17 protein-coding genes and 2 pseudogenes are annotated in these 19,319 nt (G+C 70.1%); 11 read left to right on the forward strand and 8 right to left on the reverse strand.

Annotated features, from left to right (window positions below; genetic code table 11):
- Window positions 1–68 precede the first annotated feature (68 nt).
- Together ACIBB8_RS21685 and ACIBB8_RS21690 are read right to left on the reverse strand one after the other, a co-directional pair.
- Window positions 69–377: pseudogene (locus ACIBB8_RS21685) on the reverse strand (cyclic nucleotide-binding domain-containing protein); the annotation flags it as partial.
- A gap of 360 nt (window positions 378–737) precedes the next feature.
- Window positions 738–2,456, reverse strand: a complete 1,719-nt coding sequence (locus ACIBB8_RS21690) for a SulP family inorganic anion transporter (protein WP_398954449.1) — start codon at window positions 2,454–2,456, stop codon at window positions 738–740.
- A gap of 243 nt (window positions 2,457–2,699) precedes the next feature.
- On the opposite strand from ACIBB8_RS21690, the gene ACIBB8_RS21695 reads away from it, so the two are divergent.
- From ACIBB8_RS21695 to ACIBB8_RS21705, 3 genes are all read left to right on the forward strand, one after another.
- Window positions 2,700–3,320 carry a hypothetical protein gene (locus ACIBB8_RS21695; protein WP_398954451.1) on the forward strand — a complete coding sequence of 207 codons (621 nt, stop codon included), beginning with the start codon at window positions 2,700–2,702 and terminating at the stop codon, window positions 3,318–3,320.
- Window positions 3,321–3,482: 162 nt separating this feature from the next.
- Window positions 3,483–4,388, forward strand: a complete 906-nt coding sequence (locus ACIBB8_RS21700; RefSeq protein WP_398954453.1) for a universal stress protein — start codon at window positions 3,483–3,485, stop codon at window positions 4,386–4,388.
- 169 nt (window positions 4,389–4,557) lie between these two features.
- Window positions 4,558–6,942 carry a phosphoketolase gene (locus ACIBB8_RS21705; RefSeq protein ID WP_398954612.1) on the forward strand — a complete coding sequence of 795 codons (2,385 nt, stop codon included), beginning with the start codon at window positions 4,558–4,560 and terminating at the stop codon, window positions 6,940–6,942.
- A 351-nt stretch (window positions 6,943–7,293) separates the two neighbouring features.
- Here the strand turns inward: ACIBB8_RS21705 and ACIBB8_RS21710 are convergent, their stop codons facing one another.
- Window positions 7,294–7,878, reverse strand: a complete 585-nt coding sequence (locus tag ACIBB8_RS21710; RefSeq protein WP_398954455.1) for a hypothetical protein — start codon at window positions 7,876–7,878, stop codon at window positions 7,294–7,296.
- 169 nt (window positions 7,879–8,047) lie between these two features.
- Between ACIBB8_RS21710 and ACIBB8_RS21715 the strand changes: the two genes are divergently transcribed.
- Window positions 8,048–8,248, forward strand: a complete 201-nt coding sequence (locus tag ACIBB8_RS21715) for a hypothetical protein (protein ID WP_398954457.1) — start codon at window positions 8,048–8,050, stop codon at window positions 8,246–8,248.
- 24 nt (window positions 8,249–8,272) lie between these two features.
- Here ACIBB8_RS21715 and ACIBB8_RS21720 read toward each other — a convergent pair whose 3' ends face one another.
- Window positions 8,273–8,428: a hypothetical protein gene (locus ACIBB8_RS21720; protein ID WP_398954459.1), complete on the reverse strand. Its 156-nt coding sequence runs from the start codon at window positions 8,426–8,428 to the stop codon at window positions 8,273–8,275.
- A 33-nt stretch (window positions 8,429–8,461) separates the two neighbouring features.
- Window positions 8,462–8,602, reverse strand: a complete 141-nt coding sequence (locus ACIBB8_RS21725; protein WP_398954461.1) for a hypothetical protein — start codon at window positions 8,600–8,602, stop codon at window positions 8,462–8,464.
- A 386-nt stretch (window positions 8,603–8,988) separates the two neighbouring features.
- Here ACIBB8_RS21725 and ACIBB8_RS21730 point away from each other — a divergent pair, with 386 nt between their 5' ends.
- The 3 genes from ACIBB8_RS21730 to ACIBB8_RS21740 are packed head-to-tail and all read left to right on the forward strand — an operon-like array spanning window position 8,989 to window position 11,167.
- Window positions 8,989–9,669 (forward strand): hypothetical protein, encoded by a 681-nt coding sequence (locus ACIBB8_RS21730; RefSeq protein ID WP_398954462.1) that lies wholly within the window; start codon window positions 8,989–8,991, stop codon window positions 9,667–9,669.
- Window positions 9,669–10,115 carry a hypothetical protein gene (locus ACIBB8_RS21735; RefSeq protein WP_398954465.1) on the forward strand — a complete coding sequence of 149 codons (447 nt, stop codon included), beginning with the start codon at window positions 9,669–9,671 and terminating at the stop codon, window positions 10,113–10,115. The genes ACIBB8_RS21730 and ACIBB8_RS21735 overlap by 1 nt, the downstream gene beginning before the upstream one ends.
- 32 nt (window positions 10,116–10,147) lie before the next feature.
- Entirely contained in the window at window positions 10,148–11,167 is a 1,020-nt protein-coding gene (locus ACIBB8_RS21740) for an Acg family FMN-binding oxidoreductase (RefSeq protein WP_398954467.1), read from the forward strand.
- Between the two features lie 303 nt (window positions 11,168–11,470).
- Here ACIBB8_RS21740 and ACIBB8_RS21745 read toward each other — a convergent pair whose 3' ends face one another.
- Window positions 11,471–11,893: a pyridoxamine 5'-phosphate oxidase family protein gene (locus ACIBB8_RS21745; protein WP_398954469.1), complete on the reverse strand. Its 423-nt coding sequence runs from the start codon at window positions 11,891–11,893 to the stop codon at window positions 11,471–11,473.
- Between the two features lie 66 nt (window positions 11,894–11,959).
- Here ACIBB8_RS21745 and ACIBB8_RS21750 point away from each other — a divergent pair.
- A pseudogene (locus ACIBB8_RS21750) lies at window positions 11,960–12,457 on the forward strand (MFS transporter); the annotation flags it as partial.
- 547 nt (window positions 12,458–13,004) lie between these two features.
- Here ACIBB8_RS21750 and ACIBB8_RS21755 read toward each other — a convergent pair.
- A complete protein-coding gene (locus tag ACIBB8_RS21755) occupies window positions 13,005–14,693 on the reverse strand; it encodes a GAF domain-containing protein (protein ID WP_398954471.1) in 1,689 nt (562 codons plus the stop codon).
- Between the two features lie 432 nt (window positions 14,694–15,125).
- Here ACIBB8_RS21755 and ACIBB8_RS21760 point away from each other — a divergent pair, with 432 nt between their 5' ends.
- The 3 genes from ACIBB8_RS21760 to ACIBB8_RS21770 all read left to right on the forward strand — a co-directional run bounded on the left by ACIBB8_RS21760 (window position 15,126) and on the right by ACIBB8_RS21770 (window position 17,275).
- Window positions 15,126–15,743 carry a dihydrofolate reductase family protein gene (locus tag ACIBB8_RS21760; protein WP_398954473.1) on the forward strand — a complete coding sequence of 206 codons (618 nt, stop codon included), beginning with the start codon at window positions 15,126–15,128 and terminating at the stop codon, window positions 15,741–15,743.
- A 4-nt stretch (window positions 15,744–15,747) separates the two neighbouring features.
- On the forward strand, window positions 15,748–16,590 hold the full coding sequence (locus tag ACIBB8_RS21765; protein WP_398954475.1) for an alpha/beta fold hydrolase: 843 nt from the start codon (window positions 15,748–15,750) through the stop codon (window positions 16,588–16,590).
- A gap of 331 nt (window positions 16,591–16,921) precedes the next feature.
- Window positions 16,922–17,275, forward strand: a complete 354-nt coding sequence (locus ACIBB8_RS21770) for a hypothetical protein (RefSeq protein ID WP_398954477.1) — start codon at window positions 16,922–16,924, stop codon at window positions 17,273–17,275.
- 122 nt (window positions 17,276–17,397) lie between these two features.
- Here the strand turns inward: ACIBB8_RS21770 and ACIBB8_RS21775 are convergent, their stop codons facing one another.
- Window positions 17,398–19,089, reverse strand: coding sequence for an ISAzo13 family transposase (locus ACIBB8_RS21775; protein WP_398954479.1), 1,692 nt, complete (start codon window positions 19,087–19,089; stop codon window positions 17,398–17,400).
- Window positions 19,090–19,319 lie beyond the last annotated feature (230 nt).

Raw genomic sequence — 19,319 nt, forward strand, 5'->3', positions numbered from 1 at the left:
GTGCCCGTGGAGGAGGGCTGGGCGGGGCGCTCCGCGGATCAGCTGTACGCTCCGCGGAGCGTCGAGACAACGCCGTCGAACTCGTAGGCCCGCGCCGGTGTCGTCGCCGTGTCACCCAGATGCCACACGTGCGGTGCGAACAGCCAGGACAAGCCGACGAGTTCGTTGTCGCGGAGGGTCTCGACGACGGCGCTGCGGCGATCGGGCACATGCGTGTCGAGTTCGATCGAGCCGGTGCGGATGATCCAGAAGCGGTTCGCGTTGGCACTCTCGTTGAACTGGCGCTTTCCCTGCGGGAAGGACACCTCCCGGGCGACACGCAGAAGCCGTTGCCGGTGCTCGGCGGGCAGCGCTTCCAGCGTGCTCGGGGTGTTCATGGCCTGCCTCCCGGACGGGTGTCGGAACCTGGCAACTCCAGCGTGTGGCGGCCGAGAGCAGACGAGGGGCCATCCCGCCGGGAGCACGGGCCACCCCGTCCCGAGGCAGAGTTTGATCCGTCCGGCCGGCAGGGTTCCAGCGGCGGCGGCTGACCTGCGACCGGAGTTACGGCCTGGGGCACGATAGCGAGTGGGCTCCCGGCGTCATGCGACTCCGCCTCCGGCGTTGTCGTCAGTCGACGACTCCCCCATAGCCCTGAGGCATGGGGGGACTCCCTTCGCGTCGCCTCCCTCCTCCGCCTTGGATTCGAAGCCGCATGACGCCGCTCGCTGATCCACTCATTATCGTGCACCAGGCCGTTAGCCGGGCCGGGCCTCAAGCCACCGACGGTAGGCGGCAACCGCCGTCGGAAGCGTCGGGAAGATGAGATCCGTCCCGACCGAGCCAGCGAGACCGTACGCCTTCAGGTCGTCCAGCAGGTCCTGTTTGACCCGGGCGAGGGCGAACACGATGCCGCGGCCGTTCAGTTCGCGGCGCAGTTCGTCGACCGCGTCGAGGGCAGTGATGTCGACCTCAACGTTCGCCTCGGTGTTGAGGACGAACCAGTGGACGGGATCGGTCTGTCGGGCGACCGCGGCCAGCGCACGGCGCCGGAAGTCCTCCGCGTTGGCGAAGAACAGCGGCGAGTCGTAGCGGTAGACCAGCAGACCGGGAATCGTGCGGGCCTGGGGGTAGTCGTCCACGTCGTGCATGCCCGCCATGCCGGGCACCAGCCCCTCCACCGCGTCGTGCGGGCGGGCCACCCGGGTCAGCAACTCGGCGACCGACAGGCCCACAGCCACGATCACGCCGTACAGGATGTCCAGGGCGAGCACCCCGGCCAGGCAGCCGAGCGCGAGCAGCAGTTCGCGGCGGCGGAAGGACGCCAGGCGGCGGAAGCCCGCGAGGTCGATCATCCGCACGGCGGCGTAGACGACGAGCGCGCCCAGCACGGCGGAGGGGGTGCGGGTCAGGAGGGGGCTGAGGAAGAGCAGGACGGCCAGTACCGCTACCCCGGCGACCAGGGAGTACGCCTGGCTGCGGGCGCCTGTAGAGGAGGCGAGGGCGGTGCGGCTGGCGCTGCTGCTCACCGGGAAGCCGTGCAGGGCAGCGGCGCCCAGGTTAGCCGCGCCCAGGGCGAGGAACTCCTGGTTGGCGTCGAGCCCGGGCTCATCTGCCTCGCGGCCGGTGAACGCCCGTGCGGTGAGGATGAAGTCGGTGTAGGCGACCAGGAGCACGCCGAGAGCGGGCAGCACCAGGTGCGGCAGCTCGCTCAGGTCCGGCAGGGCGAGGTCCGGCAGCCCCGAGGGGACCTTGCCGATCACCTTGATGCCGTAACGGTCGTCGAGGTCGAAGGCCACCACGGCCGCCGTACCGAGGACCATGGTGAGCAGCGGCCCGGGCAGCGCACGGACGTAACGGGTCACCAGGAAGAGAAAGACGAGCGCGGCGGCCGAGTAGACGACGGTGCTCCGGTGGACGTCCGTCAGATGGCTGGCGAACGACCACAGTTGGGGGAAAAACCCGGAGCCGGTAGTCCTCACCCCGGTGAGTTTGGGCACCTGGTCCACCATCATGATCAGGGCCAAGCCCGCGAGGTAGCCGATCAGGACGGGACGGGAGAGCAGGTCCGCGAGGAAGCCCAGCCGCACCGTCCGCGCCACGAGGCACAGCAGCCCGACTGTGGCCGCGAGGGCGGCCGCCAGCGAGGCGTAGCGGCCGGAGTTCCCCGCGGCGAGCGGGCCGACCACGGTGGCCGTCATGAGGGCGGTCGTCGACTCGGGACCGACCGACAGCAGGCGCGAGGAACCGAACAGCGTGTACAGCGCCAGGGCCGGCAGGATCGCCCACAGCCCGGCAACCGGTGGCAGCCCCGCCACACCCGCGTACGCCATGACCTGCGGCACGAGGTAGGCCGCCACGGTCACTCCGGCCAGCAGGTCGCCCTTCAGCCACGCACGCCGATAGCCGAGAAGCGCGGCGAGGCCAGGCACCAGGCGGTGCCACCCGGGAATGTGCCCGTCCGAGCCGTCGGTCATGCGCCGCCTTTCGCCCTCACGATCCTCCGGAGCGCCGCCATCCCTCCAGCCGGGGGCGTGATCCGCGAAATGCCCACAAGGTCCCACGTGTGCCGTGCACAATGCGTTCGCCCAATGGGCCCCGCAGAAAGGGACCTTCAGCCAAATGGCCGCAGACCTTCGGCATCCGGCGGTGCGCGGCGCCCGCGACAAGAGTGAGGAGCGTCAGGACAACGACCAGACACCCCCGAAGGGATCACCGCCATGGCCGTGCACGAGCACCCTCACCGGAGTCCCGGCTTCCACCTGTCCTTCCGCAGGAACCGTACCGGCTCCGCGATCGCCGTGTCGGCACGCACCGACACCCACGCCGTGGGGGCCTACGCCCTGGCGTCCCTGCGTCTACTCACCGGGTTCGTCTTCCTGTGGGCGTTCCTGGACAAGACTTTCGGCTTCGGCTACGCGACCGCGTCCGGCAAGGGCTGGATCGACGGCGGGTCGCCGACGAGGGGCTTCCTCGGTTCCGTTGCCGCCGGGCCGATGGAGTCGACGTTCCACTCGTGGGCCGGTGACGCCTGGGCGGACTGGCTGTTCATGCTGGGCCTGCTCGGCATCGGCGTGGCCGTCATGGCCGGTGTGGCTCTGCGGCCGGCGGCGGTGGCGGGCACGGCGATGATGGTGTTGATGTGGATCGCCGAGTGGCCGCCGGCCAAGCACCTGTCGGACGGGTCGCCGAGCATGTCGACGAATCCCTTCGCCGACTACCACGTCATCTACGCGGTGGCACTGATCGCCGTGGCGGCCGCGGGCGCGGGTGCCACCTGGGGCCTGGGCCGGCTGTGGGCGCGGCTCCCGATCGTCCGCGACCACACCTGGCTGCGCTGAAAGCCCACGGTGCGACGGCCGCTCGTTCGGGGACCGTCGCACCGAGCACTGCGCAGGCCCATCGGCCCGGCTGAAGGACCAATGGCCCCTACCCCGAAAGACCCCCTGAACACGACGCTGGAATCGGGTCCCTTCGGGTCCCCGATTCAGGAGGTGGAGATTATGCCCCGTACCATTACCGTAGGTTTCGACGGCTCGCCCGAGAGCCGGGCTGCCGCCGAATGGTCTGCCCGCGAGGCGAAGCTGCGCGGACTACCGGTGAGGCTCGTTCAGGTCTGGGAACCGGTACCGGGGCCCATGGCCCAGGCCCCGCTCCTCGGCGTCGAGACCCAACAGCACTGGACCGAGAGGGTGCCGCGCGAGGCCGCCGAAGGGCTGCGGCTGCGCCACCCCGGCGTCGAGGTGACCACCGAACACGTCACCGGAAGGCCCGCCGAGGCCCTGGCCCGCGTCGCGCAGGACGCCGAACTGCTCGTCCTCGGCTCTCGCGGCTTGGGCGGACTCGGCGGGTTTCTGGTCGGCTCGGTCGGCCTCGCAGCCGTGGCGTCCACCGAGCGACCCGTCGTCCTGGTCCGCGCCGGAGAGCAGGCCACCGACGAGCACGAGATGGACAAGGGCGGCATCCCGTCCACCGCCGCTCCCTTCCGCCCCGTCGTCCTGGGACTCGACGTCGGCAGCCCCGACGAGGCGCTGATCGGGTTCGCCCTCGACGCCGCCACGCGCCGGAACGTGCCGCTGCGCGTCGTGCACGGCTGGAACCCGCCGCCCTACTACGCCTACGGCATGGCCCTGGAGGCCGCGGTCCAGCGGGAGCTGGCGGAGGTCAACTCCACCGTCCTGACCGAGGAACTGCGCCCCTGGCGGCAGAAGTTCCCCGACGTCGAGATCGTGGCGGAGTCCCGCTACGGCAGCCCGTCCAACCTCCTGATCGACGCCTCTCGGGAGGCCTCCCTGGTCGTCGTCGGCCGACGCATCCGCCGCTCTTCCGTCGGCGCCCACATCGGCACTGTCACCCACGCCGTCCTGCATCACGCCACCGCCCCCGTCGCCGTCGTCGCACACGACTGACGCGCCACTGCAGAAGGAGAGTGCAGATCCTCTCTCAGCTTTGCGAGCGGTCCGGTCTCCGTGAACCGGTGTGTCGCGGTGAGCCCCCTGGCGGGCGCCGGTCGGGTGGGGGAGGGTGGAAAGCATTGCGGACCTGCCGGACCATCTGTTGTGGAAGAAGGGATTCCTCATGTCCGTCGACACGCAGCAGGCGCCCGCCCAGCTCTCCGACGAAGAGCTGTGGACGCTGGACGCCCACTGGCGCGCCGCGAACTATCTGGCCGTCGGCCAGATCTACCTCATGGCCAACCCCCTGCTGACCGAGCCACTGAGGCCCGAGCACGTCAAACCGCGGCTGCTCGGCCACTGGGGCACCTCCCCCGGGCTGAACCTGGTGCACACCCACCTCAACCGTGTCATCAAGGCCCGCGACCTGAACGCCCTGTGCATCTGGGGGCCGGGCCACGGCGGGCCTGCCGTGGTCGCCAACTCCTGGCTGGAGGGCTCGTACTCCGAGACCTACCCAGACATCACGCGGGACGCGGCAGGCATGGGACGGCTGTTCAAGCAGTTCTCGTTCCCCGGCGGCGTGCCCAGCCACGTAGCGCCCGAGACACCCGGATCCATCCACGAGGGCGGCGAACTGGGCTACTCGCTGTCGCACGCCTACGGCGCCGCCCTGGACAACCCCGACCTGCTGGTCGCCTGCGTCGTCGGCGACGGCGAGGCGGAGACCGGCCCGCTGGCCGCCTCGTGGCACTCCAACAAGTTCCTGGACCCAGTGCACGACGGCGCCGTCCTGCCGATCCTCCACCTCAACGGCTACAAGATCGCCAACCCGACGGTGCTCGCCCGGCTCCCTGAAACGGAACTCGACGCGCTGCTCCATGGGTATGGCCACGACCCGATCCACGTCACGGGCGACGACCCGGCCGCCGTCCACCGTTCCATGGCCTGCGCCATGGACAGCGCGCTGCACCGCATCGCCGCAATCCAGCGCACCGCCCGCCAGGACGGCGCCACCGAGCGCCCGCGCTGGCCCGTGATCGTGCTGCGCACCCCGAAGGGCTGGACCGGTCCGGCCGAGGTCGACGGCCTGCCGGTCGAAGGCACCTGGCGCGCCCACCAGGTCCCGCTGGCTGCCGTCCGCGACAACCCCGACCACCTGCGGCAGCTGGAGGCATGGCTGCGCTCCTACCGCCCGGAGGAACTGTTCGACGAACACGGCCACCCCCGTCCCCAGGTGCTGGCCTGCATTCCCGAAGGCGACCGCAGGCTCGGCGCCACCCCGCACGCCAACGGCGGACTGCTGCTGCGCGGACTCCCCCTGCCACCGCTTGAGACGTACGCCGTCGAAGTCGACAAGCCCGGCGCGACCCTCCACGAACCCACCCGCGTCCTGGGCGACCTGCTCGAACACGTCATGCGATCCACCGCCGACCGGCGCGACTTCCGCCTGGTCGGCCCCGATGAGACCGCCTCCAACCGCCTTCAGGCCGTCTACGCGGCCAGCGGCAAGGCGTGGCAGGCCGAGACCCTGCCCGTGGATGAACACCTGGACCGGCACGGCCGGGTGATGGAGATCCTGTCCGAACACACCTGCCAGGGCTGGCTGGAGGGCTACCTGCTGACCGGCCGGCACGGGCTCTTCTCCTGCTACGAGGCGTTCGTGCACATCGTCGACTCGATGGTCAACCAGCACATCAAATGGCTGCGCGTCACCCGACGGCTGCCCTGGCGGGCCCCCATCGCCTCCCTCAACTACCTGCTCACCTCGCACGTGTGGCGGCAGGACCACAACGGCTTCTCCCACCAGGACCCCGGTTTCGTCGACCACATCCTCAACAAGAGCCCGGAGGTGGTACGGGTCTACCTACCGCCGGACGCCAACACCCTGCTGTCCGTTGCGGACCACGCGCTGCGCAGCCGCGACTACGTGAACGTGATCGTCGCCGGAAAGCAACCCTGCTTCGACTGGCTGTCGATGGACCAGGCCAAGGTCCACTGCGCGCGCGGCGCCGGCATCTGGGACTGGGCCGGCACCGGGGACGGCACCCGTGAACCGGACGTGGTGCTCGCCTGCGCGGGCGACGTCCCGACCCAGGAGGTGCTGGCTGCCGCCCAGCTGCTGCGCCGACACCTGCCAGAACTGGCGGTGCGCGTGGTGAACGTCGTCGACATCGCCCGCCTGCTACCGAGCGAGGAACACCCGCACGGGATGAGCGACTTCGAGTACGACGGCCTGTTCACCGTCGACAAGCCGGTCATTTTCGCCTACCACGGCTACCCGTGGCTGATCCACCGGCTCGCCTACCGGCGCACCGGGCACCGGAACCTGCACGTGCGCGGCTACAAGGAGATCGGCACCACAACCACCCCGTTCGACATGGTGGTGCGCAACGACCTGGACCGCTACCGGCTGGTCATGGACGTCATCGACCGCGTCCCGGGGCTCGCCGTCCGTGCCGCTGTCGTGCGCCAGCGGATGGAGGACGCCCGGCTGCGCCACCACGACTGGATCCGGGAGCACGGCACCGATCTGCCCGAGGTCGCCGACTGGACCTGGGACGGCTGACCGGATTGGTTTGACCATGGGGCCTGCGGGACCGCACTGCGCGAGGAAGCCACCACGCCCCGTCGTACCGTCGCCGTGGGCCGGGGCGTCTCATGCGCGGTGCTCCATTCCCCCGTCCCGTCCGCTTCGGGGAGCCGCGCGGCCTCAACCTGCGTTCATGCGCTGAAGGCCCCGGGCCTCCGTCGGGGGCAGGAGGCCCGGGAGCGTCAGCCCTCACCGTCCGGGTGGAACCGGATGCGTTCGCGGCCCCGACCCTGCGCCGGGAGGAAGCCCGGGACGCGTCCGGCCGCCAGGGCGTCCGGACGGGGCCGCCATGCGGGGACGGTGCGGCGGTACGCCTCGTAAACCGCATCACGCGTGCCGGTGGCCACGGCGCGCGTCGAACGCGGCCCAGGCACGGTCCCACTGCACCCCGCGGTGCCTGTCCAGTCGTCGCCGGGCGGCCCAGCAGACGCCCACCACCAGCACGCCCGTGCCCGCTGCCGAGGCCGCACCGAGGGCGGCTCCTTGCGACTTGGCCTGGGCGGGGGTGGGCGGCGCGGGCTGGACACGGCCGACGTCGTCGAGCCACACCGTGGTGGGAGAGCCAACCTTGCTACCCGCTGCTACGGAGGCGGTGTCGGACCTGGGGGAGCCGCCGGGCGTTGTCCACCGTACGGTCGCTCGCACACGGCTGTCGGTCGCCGCCACGGAGAACCGTGACAGCGCTGGGGGAGCGTCCTCCATGAGGTGCGCGGTGACCCGATGCAGTCCTCGGGCCTCGTCGAGCGCCGAGCGCTCGGCGACACCAGCCGTCACGACGCCCACAGTCGGCGTGGCGAGCAGCAGTATCGCCGTCGCTGCCACACCGATCCAGGCTTCGGCGGTGTCGGAGCGGCGTTTGAGCGGATTGCGCCGCCAGCGCCACCACAACACTCTGCCGTTCCGTTTCAGCATGCGTGCATCCCTCCCTGTCCGACCGGCGTGAACTCCATTTCGCTACGGTGACGCATCTTCGAACTGCGGGCGCAGAGCCCACTGGGCCGTCGTGGCAGGGCCGTTCGGCCCTGATTGCGGAGCCAACGGGTGTGGGGTTGCTGAAGTGCTCCATCGCACAGTGCCGTTCATGAGGGGCGAAGTGAAGGACGGCCTGGGGGCGGGGGAACTGCGTGACGCGGTCGCACTGCTGGCGGCTTTCCTGGGCACCGCGCCGCTGACCGAGGTCATCGCCGGACTGGAACGGGATCTGGAAGGCACATGCGCAGGGGATGCGGGGCCGCGGCCGCGGCCAGAGGCATCGGTCCCGACCTGTTGGTGGCCGGGCTGACCGTGCGTGAAGGGCTCGGCCGTGTCAACGACCGGTAGAGGCTGATCTTGCGGCGCAGACGAACATCTCGACGTAATAGCGTTCCAGCGCCTTGGGCTCCTGCCCGGTGAACCACGTGACGAAGGCGGCCGGGCGCTCGGCGGCAGGCGAGGACGGCAGTGCCTCGACGGTAGCCTTCAATACCCGTCGGGCAGCGGTGAGTTCGGCGTCCGGTTACTGCAGCAGCAGCGAGCACAGCCGCAGCAGCAGAATGCGCGCCTTGCTCACCTCGGATGTGAGCCGGGCGGGACGGCGTACGGCCGCCCAGACGCGCGTCCGCACGAGGGCGGGAATCGTTGCGGGCAGCGAGCTCACAGGTGGCCTCCGGCGGGGGTTTCGGCAATGGTCCAGGCGCTGGGGTGCGGTCGGCCGGGGGTGGGTGTGCCCCTGCACCTGGCGCGATGCATCCGTGCCGACGGACCGTCCGGCCCTGGCACGAGTGCCGGATCGAGGGACTGTCGGCCCACCGGGAAGGACCGGTCGGCCGCCGCGCCGGTCGGTCCCGACTCCGCATGCTGATCAGCGACCGATCCGGAGGTATCCGTGTACTACTGCAACCAGCGTCTGTGCGGCCTGCACCGACGTCGCCCCTCATGGGTGCTGCGCACGGTCTGGGCCGGTTATCGGCCGGCCGCCCGCTTCGTCTGCCCTGACTCCAGGGCGGCCGGAAACAGCCTCAGGGCGCTGGGAGGGGCTGTGGGGTGAGCACAGCCGCCCGTGCCATCCGCCGCCAGCGGCACGACGCGGGGGAGCGGCCGTTCATCGTCAACTGGGAGTTCACCCGGGCTTGCCCGCTGGCCTGTCTGCACTGCCGGGCCGAGGCCGTGCCCGACCGCAACCCGAGGGAGCTGGACACCGCCGCCGCGCAGGACCTGCTGCACCAGGTGGCCGCCTTCGGGCAGCCCGCGGTCGCTGCGCACGTGGTGGTACTGGTCCGCATGGGCCGGAAGACGGTCGACCACGAGTACGTGCTGGTCTCCTCCGAGCTCTACCTCGGCACGCCGGGCAGCGCGGCCCAAGTGGCGAAGATGAGTCAGGAAACCCCGGACGCCTGGGTGTTCAACGGCGCCGCCGCCCAGTGCGCCAAGGCACCGTTGACGCTGAAGGCCGGCGAACGGGCCCGCTTCTGGGTGGTCGCCGCCGGACCGCGCGACGGCACCGCCTTCCACGTCGTCAGTACTGTCTTCGACGCCGTCTACAAGGAAGGCACTTACTCACCGAAACCCGGTGACTCCAGAGGATCGCAGGTGCTCGACCTGGCCCCGGCCCAGGGCTGGTTCGTCCAGACCACCTTTCCCGAGGCCGTCCCCTACTCCTTCATCGACCACGACTCGCGTCACGCCGAAGCCGGGGCCATGGGCATGGTGGAGGTGAGCGACTGATGGACACCGTTGGCCTGTGGTCCCTGGTGCGGTTCGTACACGTGGCCGGCGGCGCCCTCTGGGTCGGCGGCCAACTTGCCCTTTCCCTGGTGATCCTGCCGCTGGCCCGCCACCTGCTCGCACCGGAGGCCAAGGACCGCTTCACCGCCGCGGCGGGCCGTCGGTTCGGCATGCTGACCGGGGCGGTGTTCCTGCCGACGCAGGTGGCCACCGGCTGGGCCATGGCCTGGCACAAGGGCGTCACCGGGGCCTCGCTCACCGAACCCGGCTACGGCCGTACCTTGGCGGCCAAACTCGCCCTCTTCGTAGTGGTGATGCTCGCCGCGGGCGGCCACGGCATCGCCCACGCGAAGGGCCACTCCGAACTTGCCCGGATCCTGGCGGTCGTCTCCCTCGTCGGCTCGCTCGGCGTCGTCCTGCTGGCCACCGCCCTGCCCGCCACCTGACCCGTGGCCACGACGAAGAGAAGAGAGGCATCATGCGTACCCAAGCCCCACTGGACGCCGCCACCGTGGAGTCGCTCCTGACGGCGGCCGTGGCAGCCCCGTCGATCCATAACACACAGCCCTGGCGCTTCCGCCTGGACCCCGACAGCCAGGCAGTGGAGGTCCGTTCGGCGCCGGAGCGAACACTGCCGCTGACCGACCCGATGCACCGCGCCCAGTATCTGTCCGTGGGCGCCGCGGTCTTCAACCTCCGGCTCGCCGCCGTCGACCAGGGCTGGCGGCCGGAGGTGAGACTGCTGCCGGATCCGCACGAATCAGGGCTGTTGGCCACCGTACGACTGACCGGTCGACTCGGCGCGGACGACCAGCCGTCGGCCCCTGGCCTCTATGAGGCCATCGCGCGGCGCCACACCAGCCGGATGCCGTTCACCGGCCGACCGGTGCCCGAGCCGATCGTGGCGGAGATGGCGTCGGCCGCGCATGCCGCCGGCGCACGCCTGCACGTGCCGGCCATCGCAGGAACACGGCGGCTGCTCCGTCTGACCGCCGCGGCCGAGGCACGCAACCACGCCCACCCGGGGCGCACCGCCGAAACCCGGACCTGGATCACCGCCCCGGGAGCAGACACCCCCTACGGCATACCCGTCACCGCCCTCGGCCCGCCCGACGCGGCCGCGCGGATGCCGGTGCGGGACCTCACCGGCGCGCTGCCTGCCCTCCGCCTACCCGCCCTGTGGTTCGAACGCCACGTTCAGGTGGCCCTGCTGTGGACGTCCCATGACCGGCGGGAGGACTGGCTGCGGGCGGGCCAGGCCCTGCAGTACGTCCTGCTCACGGCCACCGCCCACGGGCTGCGCACGTCACTCCTGCATCAGGCCATGGAATGGCCCGACCTGCGGGCGGCGACGGCCCTTCCGGGACACAAGCGGTGTCATCCGCACATACTGATCAGATTCGGCTACGGACCGGACGGCGGCCGCACTCCGCGAGCACCCGGGCACTGCGCCGTTCGTCGCGCAACACCGCCTGCAACCGATACCGAAACGAGCTGAGTACACGGTCTCTTACGGCCTGGTGCACGATAGAGAGTGGACCAGGCCGTAACAGCCATGGGTCCGCGGGAAGCATCCGGGTGGACACCGGTGTGCCACCCGCGCCACGGCTGTCCGCCCTGCGCCTTGAACGCCATGCCCAGGCGGCCTGCTGCGGACATCCCATGACTTCGTTCCCTCGCGGTCTGCAGTCGGCGGTCGGTCATATGGGTACTGGGCCGACGGAGTGACTTCGCGCCGTCGGGACGCGCCTGTGCCCGCGCGCGGCCGCAGTCAGAGCCCGCGGTCGCTGCGGGCTGCACCTCACTGCGTGCCGAGCACTCCCCTGAGCTCGCGTCCGGTGACCATCTCGGACTTGATCCGTACGAACACCGCGTCCCGCAGGGGCATCCAGGAGCTGGGGCCGGTCTGCGACAGCTGATCGTGCTCGGCGGGATCGGTCAACACGGTGGCCCGTCCGGTGACGACCACGCTCCAGCCGGACCGGGCTGCCGCGTCGAACTCGTCCGCCTCGAAGGCGACTACGACGCCGTCAATGGCGTGTGCGAGGTCGGAGTCCGGCGATGTGCACAGCAGGACGGAGGCGTCCGTGTCCAGGGAGAAGTTGATGGGGAGGACTGCGGGCAGTGCCTGTCGGGTGTAGACCACACGGCCGACCGGTACCTTGGCCAGGAGGCGCAGGCACTCCTGCCGGTCGAGGGTACGAAAGGCGTCGTTCGGGGACATCAAGTCATCGTCCCTGTGGGCGCCGGGCAGGGGGTAGGGCCGGTCGGCCCTCTTTTTGCCGATCGCGCCATCGGTGTCTTCGGCGCCGGCACGGGCGGAACCGCGATCAGCGCCCTGGCCACCATGGAGCTGGGAAAAGCGCACAGCATGTCGACACCCTTCCTGATCACCGCCGCGGTGCTCGCCGTGTATGCCGTGGCCGCGGCGCTGCTGCTGCGCGACGCGCCCGGACACATCGTGCCGACCGAGCCGCTGGGGCGCCGCCTGGCCGCCACTGCCCGTCTGGGCATCACCTGGCAGGCGTCCGCGCTGTACGCGGTGGCCTTCGGCGGCTACGTCGCCTTCTCCGTCTACCTGCCGACCTCCCTCAAGACCGGCTACGGCCTGACCCAGGCGGACGCCGCGAACCGGATGGCCGGGTTCGTGCTGCTCGCGGCGGCGATGCGCCCGATCGGCGGCTGGCTGTCGGACCGGCTGGGCCCGGTCCGGGTGCTGGCCGCGTCGCTGATCGTGGTGGCCGCCGAGGCGGTGGTGCAGTCGTCCACCCCGTCGCTGGCCCCGGTGGACAACGAGCTGACGGACGCCCTGGTGCGCACCCGCTGGTTCCTCACCGCACAGATCTCGAACGACCACTCGCTGCACAGAACCGGCGGCCGGCAGGCGGACGACTTCTACCGGGACCGCTGATTGCACGACAAGGTGGTGCGCCCGTTCGTGGTCCCCCGGGTACTGAAGTGTGGCGGACCAGGCCAAGGGCTGTCTGTCATGGCATCGGCCCAATAGCGGGAAGCAAGCCGGGGACCTGCCGACGGTGGTCACGCGTCTTGCCCGCGGCAACGCTGAAGAGGCCGATCAGGTCACCAAGGCGTCAACCGGCCGCTTCACCCGTCCTGGTGAACCCTGGCGGCGGCCCACATCCCCAATCGCCTCGGCGGCCGGCATCGCCGCCGCCACCAGCGCTTGCCCACCGGCTCGCGGTACACCTCGAAGCGCTGGCAGATGGCCATGACAAGCTCCAGACCGTGCTGACCCATTCTCATCACCGGCGTTCATCATGCGAAACCGACGCAGGTGACTCCTGACTCACGTCGAAGCGACATCCACGGAAAAGCTACACAACCAGCGGGACGACCCACTCGACGACGGTGCCATTCGGTTCGTTCGAAGACAGGCTGAACGTGCCGCCCATCTCCTCCGCGCGCCTGCAGAGGTTGGCCAGGCCGCTGCGGCGGGTGACCGCCGGGTCGATCCCGCGGCCGTTGTCGGCCACGCGCAGCTGCAAGGCGGCATCGGTGACATCGACGCTGACGTCGACGGTGGTGGCGTGCGCGTGCCGAGCGGCGTTGGAATGGGCCTCGCCGAGCACGGCCAGCAACTGCTCGGCCTGTTCGGCGGACACGGCCGTGTCCAGCAACCCGGTCATGCGTAGAGCCGGGGCAAAGCCAAGCGATTCGGTGGCCCGTTCAGTGGCCGCCACCAGCTGGGCGCGCAACCCGCTGCCGCGACGGGTCTGATCGTGCTCGCGTAGGCCGTAGATGGTGGAACGGATGATCTTGATGGTGTCATCCAGGTCGTTCACAACCCGCTGGATCCGCTCGCTGACCTGCGGCTGGTCGGCTACTCGGCCCAGTGTGGACTGTAGCGACAGCGCGCCGGCGAACAGCCGCTGGATGACCAGGTCATGGAGGTCTCGGGCAATCCTGTCGCGGTCATCGAGCACGAGCATGCGCTCCGTGTCCCGCCGGTGCTCAGCGACGTCCAAGGCCAACGCAGCCTGGTTTCCGAACCCGGTGACCATGTCGACAACGGCGTCCGTGAAAAAAGTGCTGCCCGGTACATTCGCCACCTGCAGCACCCCGCGGACGTGCTCCCGGGTGCCGAGCGGTACGAAGAACGCCGGCCCCAGCTCCACCACCGAGGCGCTGCCGCCCTCGGCGCGCGGGTCGGCGCTCACGGCATCACTGGTGATCCTCTCCCCGGACGTGAAGACCTTCGCAGCCAGCGCCGCGGCGGGCAGTACCAGCCCGCGGACCTCCTCGGCCAGCGCTCCCGAGGCGGCCTCGATGACCAACTCGCCGCGGTTACCGATCGGCACCCCCAAGGTGACCAGGTCCGCACCGGCCATCTCCCGGACGGTGGCCGTGACAGACTCAAGCACCGCGGCGGGCTCCGCACCGGACAGCAGGCTACGCGTCAGCTCGTTGCTCGCCGCCAGCCACCGCTGTCGGCGGTCCGCATCCTCGTACAGCCGGGCGTTGTCGATCGCCACACCGGCCGCCGCGGCCAGGGTCCGCAGCACCGCCTCGTCGTCGGTGTCGAACTCCGCCCCGCTCTGCTTGTTGGTCAGGTACAGGTTGCCGAAGACCTGGTCGCGGACCCGGATGGGGGCGCCGAGGAAGCTGGTCATCGGCGGATGCCCGGACGGGAAGCCGACGGACGCTGGATGCTGGGCCAGGTTCGCCAGGCGCAGCGGCTCCGGGTGACGGATGAGCTGCCCGAGGATGCCCTCGCCGCGCGGGTAGTGGCCGATCCGGGCGATGGCCTCGTCGTCGATGCCGACTGTGACGAACTGCTTGCTCGTGCCTTCCTCGCCCAGGACGCCGAGCGCCCCGTACTGGGCGTCGACCAGGGTGACCGCCGACTCCACGATGCGGTGCAGCACCACCTCCAGGTCCAGGTCGGAGCCGACCGCGAGCACCGCGTCCAGCAGCGTGTGGACCCGGTCCCGGGCCCCCCGAACCTGCGCCACCTGCTGCTGCAGATCCTCCAGCAGCGCATCCAGCCGCCGCTGTGGAGACATCCCGGTTGTCTCCACCTCACGCCAATCCTGCGCGCGCTCGTCCACCACAGCTCCCTTTACCGTCTCGCTGGCCTACCTCCAGGATGCCCGACGAGCCGAACCCGTTCGACGGCACCCCGGAGAGCAGCGAGGTTAAACATCAAGATGAGCGACGCGGCCGTGACGGTCCCGCAGCACTGGAGTGTGCCTGGCGTGCGGACGCGTCAGCCCCGCAATCTGTTCGGCGAAGGTGACCGCCGAGCAGTCGGCCGACAAGCACTTGAAGCGCCGAATCAGCACCGCGATCACCACCGCCCTCCCGCCCAACGGCGTTTCCGCCAGCCGTCGTTCGTACCGTCTGTGTATGCGCGACGTCGTGCTGTCGAGTTCGCATCCGCCACATGCTTCATGCCTGAGCGATGAGTTTGGGCGGCGGATCGGGTCTGCCCTGGCATGACTCAAATCATGGCTGACATCTCGGTCTCTCTCGACGGCTTCGTCACCGGGCCCGACCCCAGCCCGGACAACGGTCTGGGCAACGGTGGCGAGGCCCTGCACACGTGGGCGTTTTCCGACGACCCCGACGACCGCCGGGTCCTGCGCGAGGGGACCGTCCGCTCGGGCGCCGTCGTCCTCGGCCGCCACCTCTTCGACGTGGTCGACGGGCCGAAAGGCTGGGGCGACACGATCGGCTACGGCGCCGGCGAGGTCGGCAAGCCCGCGTTCGTTGTCGCGACGAGCTCGCCGCCAGAGTCGGTGCGGACTACCAACCTCGACTGGACGTTCGGCACCACCGGTCTGCCCGACGCCGTCGCCGCCGCGCGCGAGCGCGCCGAGGCGGCGTCGTCGGACAGCGGCAAGGACCTCGACGTCATCCTCATGGGCGGCGGCGCCACGGTCGGCTCGGCGCTGGAGGCCGGGCTGGTCGACGCGCTGACGCTGCACCTCGCGCCCATCGTGCTGGGCGCCGGGACACCACTGTTCACCGGCGGAGCGCCGCGCACGCTGATGCAGCGGAGCGTGATCTCGACATCGACCGCGACGCACCTGACCTACGACGTCTTCCGGTGATCCGATGACCACTGTCAACGCCAATGAGATCGCCTTGGGCATCGAGTCGTTCGGTGACGACGACGCGCCACTCGTCCTGCTCGCGGGCGGGACGACGATGCTCTCCTGGCCCGACGCGCTTTGCGAGAGCCTCGCCGCCGGCGGGCGCCGTGTGGTGCGCTACGACCTGCGCGACAGCGGGGAGTCGACGACGACGGATCCTGAGGCGCCCGCCTACACCCTGCGCGGCCTCGCCTCCGACGCGGCGGCTCTTGCTGACGCGCTCGGCGGGGGACCTGCGCACCTCGCGGGGATCGGCGTCGGCGGGATGGTCGCCCAGGTGGCCGCGCTCGACCATCCGGGCGCGTTCTCGGCGCTCACCCTGGTCGGCACCCGCGCGGTTGCCCCTGGCCCGCCCGACGATGACCTCCCCGACCATGACCAGGCGACGATGAGACGGCTGTTCGCGCGTCCGATGCCCGATTGGACCGACCGCGAGGCGGTTGCGGAGTTCGCCGCCGCCGGCGCGGAGATCCTCGGCGACGACCCCGTCGCCGCGCGCGCAATCGCTGCGCGCATCTGGGACCGCACGCCCGGCACCGCACCCCCGGTCCAGATGGCCAACCAGATGCGCATGGTGTTTTCCAGGCTCGACTGCAAACCCCGCTGGCGCGAGCGCCTGCCCGAGATCGAGGTCCCCACGCTCGTCGTCCACGGCCGCCGCGACCGGTTCTTCCCCGTCGGCAACGGCGAAGCGATCGCGCGCGAGATCCCCGGAGCACGGCTGCTCGTCCTCGAGGAGGCCGCCACTGCGATCCCCGATGCGGCGGTCGGCGAGGTGACCGAGGCGATGCTCACGCTCGGATAGAGAACGGCGGGTGCCGCGCGGGTCCGGCCTCCACGCAGCAGTGGACGTCGGAGGCTCGATCCGGCCGCGCGCCCACGATCGGCACGAATCCAACCCGAGGTTGTCCAGGATGCTTCTCTCGATCCATGTCCCGTAAACCCACGGCTTCTGTGCGATGGGGGATACATCGGGGAGTGCCGTGGCCGTGCTCGGGCAGGATGAGAGCATGCCCCCGGAAGCCACCAAGACCTCGCTCGCCCAGCGACTGACCGGCCGCGCCCGCGCCGCTTGGCCCCAGCTGGCCGCCGTGCATGTGGGCAGGTGAACCACACGACGCGGGAAGAGAGACACCATGACACGTGAGACCGACAGTGCCGCGACGAGTCCGGCGTCCTGGGCCGCACGTTTCGCCTGGGGCGCGCTCGGGCTCCTCCTGCTCGCCTGGACGGTCTTCGAAGCGGCGAAGCACACTGGCCTCACCATCCCGTTCGCCGTGTTCGGGCTCCTCGTCCCTTTCCTGACCAGGCTCGCGCCGGGCTCGACAGCCGTTCAGCACACGCTGCTCCGGGTCTGGATCCCGCTTGTCGTCATGGTGATCTGCTCCGCCATTCCCGGCCCCGCCGACAACACCGCCACGCCCTTCACCTTCGGGATGGCCTGGCTGACCCATATCGCGCTGAGGCGCGCTCTGGGAAACAGGATCTGACAAGTATGAAGACACCATCCTGCCCATCGGCGGCTTCGTCGCCACCCCGGCCGGAACGAAGCCTGCAGCCAGGGTCAACCCCTGAAGGACTTCCGGAGCCGACCACTTAGGCCTGTCGGTAATTAACACGCATCTTTGATCTTGTTCTGGTCGTTGCTGGTTGGGATGTATCGGGGGATGCGTGTCGGGAGGTGCATCGGGGCTGCGACGCGCTCGACCGTGCTGCCGTGCTGCTTGAGTAGCTGTCGGGTCTCCTTGACGACTCGGTGGATCGTGCTCGGACTGGTCTGCAGGAGCCGGGCGAGGGCGTCGTCGGACAGTCCTAGCCGCAGATGGAGCAGGGTCGCCACGACACAGTCGGGGAAGAGGAAGGTGGGCGGACGCCCGGTTCGGGGCTTGTGTCGGGGGTCGTTGGCCGGGTGGTTGCGGGCTCGCTCGTCGCGTTGTGCCTGGCGTAGGTCAGCGAGCTGCGAAATCAGCTCATCCAGCTCAAGGGCGGTCAGCCCGGTCAGTTCGGGGATTGTGGGTGCCCGATGCCACTCATGGTCCACGGCGTCTGGGGAGTCGGCAGCAGTTGCGGGGGCAATAGCGGCCTCGGCTGCGTCGGTGGTGGGGTGAAGGGTGTAGTTCCAGTCTCCGTGGAAGACGTGGCGGCTGATCGGCAGGGAGGCCATGTGCGCGTTGCTGATCTGGACTCCGGTCGGGTAGGAGCCGGTGTCGAGGTGGGCGTCCACCCGCAGGCCGGTGCGGGTGGTGGTCGCGGCGATGCTCTGCACGATGACCTCGTGGCTGGTCAGGGGGCGTCCGCGCCAGTTCATGGTGATGTGGGAGAAGAGCCGGTGCTCTATTTTGTTCCATTTCGAGGTGCCCGGTGGCAGGTGGCACACGGTGATCGCCAGTCCGGTCTCGGCGGCCAGCCGGGCCAGCTCCGCCTTCCAGGCCCGGGTGCGGTACCCGTTGGAGCCGCCCGCGTCCGCAGTGATCAGCAGCCGCGTCGCGTAAGGGTATTGGGTGCGTCCGTCTGCGTCCCACCAGCGCCGGATCGAGGCCACCGCGAACGCGGCAGTGTCGTGGTCGCACCCTACGTTGACCCAGCCGGTGTTCGCGGCCACGTCGTAGATCCCGTACGGTACGGCCTTGCCCAGTTCCTTGTCGGGGAAGTCGTGGACCTCTACCTCGGCCGGTGAGCCGGCGGGCCGCCACTGGCTCCCGCCGTTCTTGAACTGCCCGACCAACTCTTTCTTCTTGGCGTCCACGCTGATGACCGGCTGCCCGCCGTCGCGGTGCTCGCGGGCCTGCTCGTTGAGGTAGCGGAACTGAGCGTCGCGGTCGGGGTGCTGGCTTCCCTCGAGGGTCTTGGCGTTGGCCTGCAGACTGAAGCCCTCCTCGCGCAGCAGGGCGCTGACGGTGTCCGGACCGACACGGTGGCCCTGGCCTGTGAGCTCGCGGGCCAGCTGCCGGACCGACTTGACCGTCCATCGCAACGGCGACATCGGATCGCCGCGCTCCTCCGGCTCGACCAAGGCGAGCAGCGCCGGACGCAGTCCTGGATTCATCTCTGCCAGGCGCTTGCGGCCCCCGCCGGCTTTGCGCACCCGCTCTTGGGGTTCTGCTCCGCCCTCCAGCTCGCGTACGCCGCGCGAAACAGTGACGACCCCAGCCCCAGCCGCCCTTGCCACCAGCTTGATCCCGCCGTGGCCGATCACCCGGGCCTCCGCCCCCATGAACAAACGCCGTTGACGTTCATTCAGGTGTGGGAACAGTGCACCGAACTTCGCCGCCAGCGCCCCTTCGAGTCCATCGGCCTCGCCCATACCACAATCATGCCGTCAAACCCGTGAAGCGATGGGTAATTTGCCGACACGCCCTTAGAATCCTAACGAAATGATCTCCAAGGTGGTTGGATCACTCCGGGACTGATGATCCGGGGTGCGGGGTGGTTCGGCCGAAGTTGTGTGAAGGTGGCGACGAGTTGTGGGCGGTGCACGCTGCGCCGAGGAGAGCGTAAATACGTCGACAGCGCCCCTCGGCACCCGGCAAAGTG

It is taken from the genome of Streptomyces sp. NPDC051286 (assembly GCF_044455345.1).
Classification (GTDB): domain Bacteria; phylum Actinomycetota; class Actinomycetes; order Streptomycetales; family Streptomycetaceae; genus Streptomyces.

Coding starts and splice junctions, on each gene's coding strand:
- ACIBB8_RS21690 (WP_398954449.1), bottom strand. CDS start 2,456: ATGACCGACGGCTCGGACGGGCACATTCCCGGGTGGCACCGCCTGGTG.
- ACIBB8_RS21695 (WP_398954451.1), top strand. CDS start 2,700: ATGGCCGTGCACGAGCACCCTCACCGGAGTCCCGGCTTCCACCTGTCC.
- ACIBB8_RS21700 (WP_398954453.1), top strand. CDS start 3,483: ATGCCCCGTACCATTACCGTAGGTTTCGACGGCTCGCCCGAGAGCCGG.
- ACIBB8_RS21705 (WP_398954612.1), top strand. CDS start 4,558: ATGTCCGTCGACACGCAGCAGGCGCCCGCCCAGCTCTCCGACGAAGAG.
- ACIBB8_RS21710 (WP_398954455.1), bottom strand. CDS start 7,878: ATGCTGAAACGGAACGGCAGAGTGTTGTGGTGGCGCTGGCGGCGCAAT.
- ACIBB8_RS21715 (WP_398954457.1), top strand. CDS start 8,048: ATGAGGGGCGAAGTGAAGGACGGCCTGGGGGCGGGGGAACTGCGTGAC.
- ACIBB8_RS21735 (WP_398954465.1), top strand. CDS start 9,669: ATGGACACCGTTGGCCTGTGGTCCCTGGTGCGGTTCGTACACGTGGCC.
- ACIBB8_RS21740 (WP_398954467.1), top strand. CDS start 10,148: ATGCGTACCCAAGCCCCACTGGACGCCGCCACCGTGGAGTCGCTCCTG.
- ACIBB8_RS21745 (WP_398954469.1), bottom strand. CDS start 11,893: ATGTCCCCGAACGACGCCTTTCGTACCCTCGACCGGCAGGAGTGCCTG.
- ACIBB8_RS21755 (WP_398954471.1), bottom strand. CDS start 14,693: ATGTCTCCACAGCGGCGGCTGGATGCGCTGCTGGAGGATCTGCAGCAG.
- ACIBB8_RS21760 (WP_398954473.1), top strand. CDS start 15,126: ATGACTCAAATCATGGCTGACATCTCGGTCTCTCTCGACGGCTTCGTC.
- ACIBB8_RS21765 (WP_398954475.1), top strand. CDS start 15,748: ATGACCACTGTCAACGCCAATGAGATCGCCTTGGGCATCGAGTCGTTC.
- ACIBB8_RS21770 (WP_398954477.1), top strand. CDS start 16,922: ATGACACGTGAGACCGACAGTGCCGCGACGAGTCCGGCGTCCTGGGCC.
- ACIBB8_RS21775 (WP_398954479.1), bottom strand. CDS start 19,089: ATGGGCGAGGCCGATGGACTCGAAGGGGCGCTGGCGGCGAAGTTCGGT.